The sequence below is a fragment of the Vibrio sp. N418 genome, assembly GCF_000222565.1.
Classification (GTDB): domain Bacteria; phylum Pseudomonadota; class Gammaproteobacteria; order Enterobacterales; family Vibrionaceae; genus Vibrio; species Vibrio scophthalmi.
This window is the reverse complement of record NZ_AFWD01000036.1, coordinates 40,167-49,726: the sequence shown is the minus strand read 5'-3', so window position 1 is coordinate 49,726 and position 9,560 is coordinate 40,167. Positions and strand designations below refer to the sequence as shown.

General features: G+C 44.0%; 7 protein-coding genes and 1 other annotated feature. Of the genes, 4 read left to right on the top strand and 3 right to left on the bottom strand.

The window, feature by feature from the left end; translation table 11 throughout:
- Nucleotides 1–457: 457 nt before the first annotated feature.
- The 3 genes from clpB to rluD form a co-directional block, all read right to left on the bottom strand.
- On the bottom strand, nt 458–3,031 hold the full coding sequence (clpB, locus tag RH86_RS06735; protein WP_005596196.1) for an ATP-dependent chaperone ClpB: 2,574 nt from the start codon (nt 3,029–3,031) through the stop codon (nt 458–460).
- Nucleotides 3,032–3,169: 138 nt separating this feature from the next.
- The gene (gene pgeF, locus RH86_RS06730; RefSeq protein WP_009385671.1) at nt 3,170–3,910 is read right to left on the bottom strand and encodes a peptidoglycan editing factor PgeF; all 741 of its coding nucleotides are present in this window, start codon (nt 3,908–3,910) and stop codon (nt 3,170–3,172) included.
- A 1-nt stretch (nt 3,911) separates the two neighbouring features.
- A complete protein-coding gene (gene rluD / locus RH86_RS06725) occupies nt 3,912–4,889 on the bottom strand; it encodes a 23S rRNA pseudouridine(1911/1915/1917) synthase RluD (RefSeq protein WP_005596192.1) in 978 nt (325 codons plus the stop codon).
- 130 nt (nt 4,890–5,019) lie between these two features.
- On the opposite strand from rluD, the gene RH86_RS06720 reads away from it, so the two are divergent.
- From RH86_RS06720 to pheA, 4 genes are all read left to right on the top strand, one after another.
- A complete protein-coding gene (locus tag RH86_RS06720) occupies nt 5,020–5,745 on the top strand; it encodes an outer membrane protein assembly factor BamD (RefSeq protein ID WP_009385669.1) in 726 nt (241 codons plus the stop codon).
- A 136-nt stretch (nt 5,746–5,881) separates the two neighbouring features.
- Nucleotides 5,882–7,327 (top strand): lytic transglycosylase F, encoded by a 1,446-nt coding sequence (locus RH86_RS06715; protein WP_038219380.1) that lies wholly within the window; start codon nt 5,882–5,884, stop codon nt 7,325–7,327.
- Nucleotides 7,328–7,687: 360 nt separating this feature from the next.
- Nucleotides 7,688–8,014 carry a ribosome hibernation-promoting factor, HPF/YfiA family gene (gene hpf / locus RH86_RS06710; protein WP_005596183.1) on the top strand — a complete coding sequence of 109 codons (327 nt, stop codon included), beginning with the start codon at nt 7,688–7,690 and terminating at the stop codon, nt 8,012–8,014.
- A gap of 105 nt (nt 8,015–8,119) precedes the next feature.
- Nucleotides 8,120–8,241, top strand: a sequence feature (Phe leader region).
- Nucleotides 8,242–8,254: 13 nt separating this feature from the next.
- Entirely contained in the window at nt 8,255–9,433 is a 1,179-nt protein-coding gene (gene pheA / locus RH86_RS06705; protein ID WP_005596182.1) for a prephenate dehydratase, read from the top strand.
- Nucleotides 9,434–9,560: the final 127 nt, after the last annotated feature.

Below are 9,560 nucleotides of genomic sequence, written 5' to 3'. Positions count from 1 at the left end.
CTCAATAACCATTCCTTATAAAAGAAAGTGTTATCAAATTGGTCACTCAGTTCATTGAACCCAATGTGTTTCCGAAGAAACAGTCGTTACCTAAGTAACAACTTATTGGATTATCATCAACGAGTGCCCACACAGATTGATAGGTTTATATTGTTAAAGAGCTTTACTTCAAGTCTTACTCTCGAAGTGGACGGTCATTTTAGCGAGATAACCTTTGGTGTCAAACACTTTTTGGTTATTTCTCTGAAAGTTATCTGAGTAACTTTCTCCGCCTTTGTCGCCTGCTATACAGCGTGGTTTCCCGTGGCAACGGAGGCGAATTATAGGTAGTTCTAACCCGAACACAACCCTTTTTTTTACTCAACCAAATCGTTTGCACACTTTTCACACAAAGCACTCAAATAAACGGCAAAAAGGGGCGTTTCGCCCCTTTCTTTATTCACATTTCGTAGTGTCTTTATTGATGAGCAATAATTTGATCATTATTAACCAGCAATTTGACGGTTTTTTCTGGAATAATTCTTCCCGATAAAATTGCTTTTGCTAATGGGTTTTCAACACTCTGTTGAATTGCTCGTTTCAAAGGGCGAGCCCCATAAACAGGGTCAAAGCCAACTTGAGCTATCAAATCGAGCGCTTTTTCAGAAACTTCCATATGATAGCCACGCTCTTCCATACGCTTTGCCAGACGTAATAGCTGGATTGCGGCAATCGACTTAATATGCTCTTGGCCAAGAGGGTGGAAAACGACACTTTCATCTACACGGTTTAAAAATTCCGGCCTGAAATGTTTATTCACCACTTCCATCACTTCATTCTTAATACCTTGGTAGTCAAGCGTATTGAAGTTTTCTTGAATACGCGCTGATCCCAAGTTAGACGTCATGATGACGACGGTATTTCGGAAATCTACCGTACGACCTTGCCCATCAGTGAGTCGTCCATCATCAAGCACTTGCAGTAAGATGTTAAAAACATCAGGGTGCGCCTTTTCTACTTCATCCAACAAAATAACTGAATAAGGCTTACGACGTACCGCTTCGGTTAAATAGCCACCTTCTTCATACCCGACATAACCCGGAGGGGCTCCCACTAAGCGAGCAACCGAATGTTTCTCCATAAACTCTGACATATCGATACGTACCATGGCATCTTCACTGTCAAACATGAACGTTGCTAAGGTCTTACATAATTCTGTTTTACCGACCCCTGTTGGGCCCAAGAATAAGAAAGAGCCAATAGGTTTGTTAGGATCAGATAGCCCCGCACGGCTGCGACGAATCGCGTTAGAGACAACTTCCACCGCTTCTTTTTGTCCTATCACGCGTTTGTGCAGTACTTGCTCCATGCGTAATAGCTTTTCTTTTTCGGCCTCCAGCATTTTAGCCACTGGAATGCCAGTTTGCTTTGATAGTACATCTGCAATTTCGACATCAGTAACCTTATTACGCAATAAGGTCATCTCTTGCATTTCGGCTTGCGTGGCGAGATCCAGTTGTTTCTCTAGCTCAGGGATACGACCATATTGCAGTTCAGACATACGGCTCAAGTCACCTGCTCGTCGAGCAAACTCCATATCCATACGAGCTTGCTCAAGTTCAGATTTGATATGCTGGGTGCCTGATAGCGCAGCCTTTTCTGCATTCCAAACTTCATCAAGTTCAGCAAAGTCGCGTTCTTTTTCCAACAATTCATTATTGAGCATTTCTAAGCGCTTTTCGCTCGCTTCATCATGCTCATTAATAAGTGCTTGCTGCTCAATTTTAAGTTGAATGATTTTTCGCTCTAGCTTGTCGAGGGATTCAGGCTTGGAATCTATCTGCATGCGAATACTCGACGCCGCCTCATCTATCAAATCAATGGCTTTATCTGGCAACTGGCGATCGGAAACATAACGATGAGATAGGCTGGCTGCCGCGACAATCGCAGGATCGGTAATTTCAACGTGATGATGCAATTCGTAACGTTCTTTCAGACCACGCAAAATCGCGACGGTATCTTCGACACTCGGTTCATCGACAATCACTTTTTGAAAACGACGCTCAAGTGCCGGATCTTTTTCCATATATTTGCGGTATTCATCTAGCGTAGTGGCGCCCACGCAATGCAACTCACCTCGCGCTAATGCAGGTTTTAGCATATTACCGGCATCCATCGAACCTTCACCTTTACCTGCGCCGACCATGGTATGAATTTCATCAATAAAAAGAATGACGTTACCCTCTTCTTTAGACAACTCATTCAATACCGATTTTAAACGTTCTTCGAATTCACCACGATATTTCGCTCCCGCAACCAAAGCCCCCATGTCGAGAGACAGTACTCGGCGACCTCTTAGGCCCTCTGGCACTTCATTATTGATAATGCGTTGAGCCAAACCTTCAACAATCGCCGTTTTACCTACTCCCGGTTCACCAATGATCACTGGGTTATTTTTGGTGCGACGTTGCAAAACTTGGATAGTGCGGCGGATCTCGTCATCACGACCAATCACAGGGTCAAGTTTGCCCTGCTCTGCTCGCTCGGTTAAATCAACGGTGAACTTTTCCAATGCTTGGCGTAGTTCTTCGGCATTTGGGTCATTGACCTTTTGGCCACCTCTGACCTTATCGATCGCTTCACCCAAATTCTGCTCGGTTAAACCGCTTTCTTTTAATAAAGCGCCAAGAGGGCCACGATCTTCTAAAGCAGCCAATAAGAATATTTCTGATGAGATATAGGTGTCTTGGCGCTTTTGCGCCACTTTGTCACACAGGTTAAACAGCGTCCCCATGCCACCCGACAGTTGTACGTCACCACCTATGCCGCTCACTTTTGGTAGACGGTCGAGCATTTCACTCAGTTTCGAACGCAGTTGAGTGACATCGATATTTAACATCGTCAACAATGGACGAATTGGACTGCCATTTTGGTCCATCAGTGCCACCATTAGGTGCACTGGCTCTATATACTGGTGGTCGCGGCCTAGCGCCAAAGACTGCGCATCAGAAATAGCGATTTGAAACTTGCTAGTAAATCTGTCGAGACGCATATCAACCTTCCTAAACTCTATCGAAATAATCTAATAATCAATATGAAAGATGGCTACGCTCGCGGAGATTTTCAAGGGGATAAAAACGAAAAAGGCTGACACGAGGTCAGCCTTTGAAATAAACATCAGATCTAGTCGCTACTCAATCCAGATGAAACTGGCTAAACGCCCAGTCACACCATCGCGGCGATATGAGTAAAAATGCTCAGGATCAGAGTAAGTACAGAGCCCACAAGCAAACACTTGCGTTACGCCTAAGGCATTTAAACGTTGAGTGGCAAGGCGTTCCATATTGGCCCACCATTTGCCAACCTGCCCTGTTGGAATGAAAGCATCGATCGCTTGGGGATTCGCATCACAAAATGCTTGTAATACGTCTTCGCCAACTTCAAATGCACTCGCTCCAATCGCAGGTCCAAGCCAAGCGATCATATTACCGTCTATGGCATCAAGCCCAAACGTTGCCACTGCATTTTCAACAATACCATCAGCGAGACCACGCCAACCAGCATGCACTGCCGCCACTTGAGAACCTTGAGTATTCGTCAACAGAACAGGTAAGCAATCGGCTGTCATAGCAGAGAGAACGACACCTGGTTGTGATGTTACAAGTCCATCAGCATCGAGTGTTATCTCGGTTGGCTGGTTAACCTGAATCACTGCCGTTGAGTGGGTCTGGTTCAACCAAACTGGCGCAGAAGGCATTTTTGCCATCTGCGTCAATTGTTGGCGGTTGCGAAATACCGTATCGAGATCATCCCCAACGTGGCTACCAAGGTTTAACCCTTGATATACCCCAGTTGAAAAGCCCTCTAATCGTGTTGAAGCTATTGCCTTAACATTTTTAGGTGCATTCCAGTTAGGAATAATCAGCGACATATTAGTACTCTTCTTCTAAGCCGTGCTCTTGTGCATCTTGACGTAGAGCTTCAGTCAGAATCACCATGTCTTCTGGCACTGGCGCATGGAACTCAAGTTCTTCACCCGTTACTGGGTGTTCAAACTTCAGCATCACAGCATGCAATGCTTGACGATCAAACTGGCGGATCATCTCCGTCAATTCTTGGCTCGCTCCCGATGGAATGCGAGCGCGACCGCCGTAAGCGGTATCACCAAGTAGCGGGTACTGTAGGTATGACATGTGTACACGAATTTGGTGAGTACGACCCGTTTCTAGACGCAGACGAATACGCGTATGTTCGCGAAAGTGCTCGGCAACACGGTAGTGAGTTGCTGCCGGCTTACCCATTGGGCTTACCGCCATCAACGTACGTTTGGTTGAGTGACGGCCAATTGGCTGTTCAATCTTACCGCCCGCCGTCATGCGGCCAATTGCAATGGCTTCATACTCACGCGTAATGTTACGTTTTTGCAGCGCACGCACTAAACGAGTTTGTGCTGGCACTGTTTTCGCCACAACCATAAGGCCAGTGGTGTCTTTGTCCAAACGGTGAACAATCCCCGCACGTGGTACTTCCGCGATATCAGGATAATGATGAAGCAGTGCATTTAGCACTGTACCATCAGGGGTTCCTGCACCTGGGTGTACTACAAAACCGCGAGGTTTGTTCATTACGATAATGTCGTCATCTTCGTAGACGATATCCAAAGGAATATCTTGCGCTTCCCAGCGCTCTTCATCTTCAAGTTCCGCTTGCAGGATGATGACTTCACCGCCCATCACTCGAGTACGTGGTTTAGTAATTACTTGACCATCCACTTGTACTTTACCCGCTAAAAGCCATTCTTTTAGACGAGAACGAGAGAAGTCGGCAAAAATTTCGGCGATAGCTTGATCAAGTCGTTGACCTAATTGGCTATCTTTTACTGTATTAGTTAATTCAATCTGCTGAGCCATATCGAACTTTTTCAAAAACTGTGAGACTAATTGTCTACAGTGTGGAAGAATATTGATCCATTGTATCTGCTACCGGCATAAAAGTAACGGAAGCGACAAAATTATTTACTTCAAGGAATAGAATCCTGACATGAAACAGCATACTTTATCTGGATTATTGGCATTAACATTACTCGTAGGCTGTACGAGCAGCGAAGAGATTGTTCCAGATGTTCCACCATCAGAGCTCTACTCTGAAGCGCAGGTATTATTGCAAGATGGTAGCTGGATGACTGCCATCGAGAAACTCGAAGCTTTAGACTCTCGCTACCCTTTTGGTGCTTATTCTGAGCAGGTACAGCTTGACCTTATCTATGCCTACTATAAAAACGACGATCTAGCTTTAGGCCTAGCAACAATCGAGCGTTTTATTCGTTTGAATCCAACACACGAAAAGCTCGATTGGGTATTGTACATGCGTGGTCTTACACACATGGCGCAAGACCGCAACTTCATGCATGACATGTTCAATATCGATCGTAGTGACCGAGATCCTGAACCAGTAAAAGCGGCATTTGCCGATTTCAAAAAGTTATTAGACCGCTACCCAGCAAGCCCATACGCTGAAGATGCGCAAAAACGAATGTACTCATTGAAAAATCGCCTTGCTGAGTATGATTTAGCCACTGCCGATTTCTATCTACGTCGTGAAGCTTGGATTGCTGCAATTAATCGCTGCCAAGAGCTACAAAAAACGTATCCAAATACTGAAGCTGCGCGAAAATCATTAGACATTCAACTCGCTGCTTATGAAGAGCTAGGTCTTGAAGAAGCCGCCAGCCGCACGCGTGAATTAATCAGTCTTAATCCTTTATAAAGAATTAGAAGTAAAAAGCCGCTTAGTAACCCTAAGCGGCTTTTTTGTGTCTGTGAATCGGTTTGATACCCTCTAAAGACTTGTTTAGATGGCATTCGCGTCTACCTTTAAGAGAACAATGTTTAAAGGTGAACGAATGATCCGAGCTCTAATAATGGTACTCTTGTTAGCTGTGCTTCCCTTACAAGTACAGGCCTTATCTCTCGAGCCGCTCACCAAAGATCCACACACCGGAGATCTAGCAGCATTGGAAAAAAAAGGCGTCATTCGCGTATTAGTCTCAGCGGATCTTGGTTTCTATTATATAGAAGCAGGGCAACCCAAAGGGATCTTAGCCGAATTGCTTTATCATTTTGAAAAACAGCTCAAACAGCGTTCTTCCTATTTAAATCTACAAGTCATTCCTGTGAACCGTGACGAACTGATTCCTTCACTAGAAAAAGGTTACGGTGATCTCGTTGTGGCCAACCTAACCATCACAGATAAACGTAAACAGGAAATCGAGTTCAGCCGTCCGGTATTGAACGATGTACAGGAATGGCTAATTACTTCAAAACAAACACCGCAGTATTACCAACTCTCGCAATTAAGCGGCAAGGATATCTGGGTCAGGCCTAGTTCTAGTTACTATGAGAGCTTACAAACGCTTAATCAGCGTTTACATCAACTCGGTAAGCCTCTAGTGGAGATCCACTTCCTCGATGAAACGCTACAAGATATTGAAATTATAGAGCTGGTTAATCAAGGCCATATCGGCGCAACGGTATTAGACAGCCATAAAAGTGAACTTTGGCTCAAAGTAATGGATAACATTCATGCGCACAAAAAAGTGCCTTTGCGTCGCAGTGGGAAAATTGCGTGGGCACTGCGTAAAAATAGCCCACAGCTCAAAAAACTGGTCGACAACTATTTAGATGAATATCGCTCTGGTACCTTACTTGGCAATGTAATTTACGGAAAGTACCTCGATAACACTCGTTGGCTAAAAAAGATCCTCGACCCTAAACACATTAGCCACCTCGAGTCACTTTCCAAACTGTTTGATCACTACTCCAACCAATATGATTTTGATCCGCTGATGATTTCAGCCCAAAGCTATCAAGAATCCGGACTCGATCAGAGTAAGGTTTCTCATCAAGGCGCGGTTGGCATAATGCAAGTGTTACCCAGCACCGCCAGCGATCCCAACGTGAATATCCCCAATATTTATAAACTCGAAAATAACATTCACGCCGGTGTGAAATATATGCGCTTTCTGAAAGATCGTTACTTTAACGATGAGGCCATTACTCCAGATAACCAGGTCTATTTCTCTCTTGCAGCCTACAATGCAGGCCCAGGAAACATTCGTAAAATGCGTCGTCTAGCCAAACAACATGGCTATGATCCGAATGTGTGGTTTAAAAACGTAGAGATAATCGCGCGTAGAAATATCGGACGAGAGCCGGTGCATTATGTTTCTAACATTAATCGCTATTTCATCATCTATAAACAATTAGCATCATTGAAGAAAAATCGCGATGAGGGGAATAGTGAGCAACTTAACCCACTCTTATTTCCTATCGAGATGGGTTCGCCATAATCACATTTGATGACAAGCGAAGGATGAGACTAATTGATAGGCCGAACGTCGTCGAGATGGAAAATTTCGTGTTGAAGATCACAAATAATTGCTGAACAAGGAATGAGCAGAAGGTTTGTTTAGGCCGTACTTGTTCACTAAAAAGCGAATGATTTTTAGCAAGGTACTCCTACCAATTTATAGCGTTTTTTGACTTTCTCAAGCACTTTCGTTCAAACGACTAAGGACAATTTGAGTTAGATCACAATTGACTTTAACTGGAAAAAACCCTCCCCAAAAGGTGATTTAGATCACATTCTTTTAAACCTAAATCGTTAATCTGGAGTTAACCCATGAGGGATGACACAGAGGAAAACATTTATGAAAGTAAACATCACTGGTAAAAATATCGACATCACCTCTGCTATCCGCGATCACATTGAGAGCAAATTTAAAAAGCTAGAGAAATGGCAAGTAGACATCATCGGTTGCCAAGCTAGCTTCAGTGAAGAACCAAATAAACAGAAAAAATTTGAAGCTGTTATTACCGTACCAAAAGGTAAGTTGGTTGCTTCAGCGATTCATGAAGATTTATACGCTGCCGTGAATGAGGTAGAACAAAAACTAGAACGCCAGCTGAATAAACTGCGCCACAAGCCAGAAGCACGTCGAACTGACAAGCCAGAGCTTGAAGAAGAAGTAGAATAAGTTAACGAATCGAGAGAGATAGCGCCGAAAGGCGCTATTTTTTTGCTTGACGCTGAAAACTCGGTTGCTTATTGTGGAGTGGACTCCATAAAGAGACTCATTTATGCCGCTGACTGATCTGTTCTTTTTTGACTTGTTTTTTCTCCACTAACCTTGGAGGCAGACTCGTTTTCGAAAGATAAGTCAAAAACGAATAGAAAGCCTCCCAAGTGGGAGGCTTTTTTATGTAAGGAAATTAGGATGACTGAACAACAATACTCGCTCGATGAAATTCGAACTCGACTCAATGAGCTAGACGACAACCTACTGCAACTATTGTCTGAACGCCGCCAAATGAGTATTGAAGTGGCGAAAAGTAAAGTTCAGACGTCAAAACCAGTGCGTGACGCTGAACGTGAACAGCAGTTATTGGTTAAGCTGATCAATAATGGCCAAGACAAATACAACCTTGATGCGCAGTATATTACTAAGCTCTTCCACACTATTATCGAAGATTCGGTATTGCTACAGCAATCTTATTTACAGAACCTAGCCAATCCAGAGATCAGCCGTAAACCGCTTGCCCGCGTCGCTTTCTTGGGTGCAAAAGGCTCTTATTCACACTTGGCAAGTCGTGAATTTTTCAGCCGTAAAAATACCGAACTGATTGAGCTTAATTGTGAAGGTTTCAAAGAAGTAGCGAATACGGTCGAGTCTGGTCATGCTGATTACGGGGTGCTGCCAATTGAAAATACCAGCTCAGGTTCAATCAACGAAGTCTACGACCTACTACAACATACGACACTTTATATTGTTGGTGAGCTGACCTTACCTATTGAACATTGCTTAGTCGCCACCAGCGATATTCGCTTAGAAAACCTCACCACCTTATATTCACATCCGCAGCCGCACCAACAATGTAGTGAGTTTCTCAGCCACCTCAAAGGGATTGAGTTAAAAACCTGTGCCAGTACCGCTGATGCAATGCAGAAAGTGCGTCAGCTCAACCGTGACGATGTTGCCGCGATTGGTAATGCATCATCAGGTAAAATTTACGGTTTACAGCCAATCAAAGGCAATATCGCCAATCAAACCGAGAACCATACTCGTTTTATCGTTGTCGCGCGCAAACCAGTTGAAGTGTCACCGCAGATTCCGGCGAAGACCACACTGATCATGTCCACGTCACAAGAGGCAGGTTCACTGGTTGCGACGCTACTGGTATTGCAACGCTATGGCATCAACATGACCAAGTTAGAATCTCGTCCTATCATGGGTAACCCTTGGGAAGAGATGTTTTATGTCGATGTTGAAGCCCATTTAGACTCTGAATGCGTGCAAGATGCCATCGTTGAACTGACAAAAATTACCAAACACTTAAAAGTGCTCGGTTGTTACCCAAGTGAGAATATTAAGCCAACTCAGGTAAAATTAAGTTAAATAAAGTCTTACAGTTCAAAAAAAAACCAATAAGTGGCTGACACACTTTGTAAATATTACTAGCATCCTTGACCTGTTTTGAGCTTGCTGCTGTGTGTCGGTCACTGACTCTTATCAAAGCTCGGCG

What these genes read in the sequence shown, in the direction of transcription:
- rluD (WP_005596192.1), bottom strand. Translation starts at nt 4,889, where the DNA reads ATGGCTCAGCAGATTGAATTAACTAATACAGTAAAAGATAGCCAATTA.
- pgeF (WP_009385671.1), bottom strand. Translation starts at nt 3,910, where the DNA reads ATGTCGCTGATTATTCCTAACTGGAATGCACCTAAAAATGTTAAGGCA.
- pheA (WP_005596182.1), top strand. Translation starts at nt 8,255, where the DNA reads ATGACTGAACAACAATACTCGCTCGATGAAATTCGAACTCGACTCAAT.
- clpB (WP_005596196.1), bottom strand. Translation starts at nt 3,031, where the DNA reads ATGCGTCTCGACAGATTTACTAGCAAGTTTCAAATCGCTATTTCTGAT.
- RH86_RS06720 (WP_009385669.1), top strand. Translation starts at nt 5,020, where the DNA reads ATGAAACAGCATACTTTATCTGGATTATTGGCATTAACATTACTCGTA.
- hpf (WP_005596183.1), top strand. Translation starts at nt 7,688, where the DNA reads ATGAAAGTAAACATCACTGGTAAAAATATCGACATCACCTCTGCTATC.
- RH86_RS06715 (WP_038219380.1), top strand. Translation starts at nt 5,882, where the DNA reads ATGATCCGAGCTCTAATAATGGTACTCTTGTTAGCTGTGCTTCCCTTA.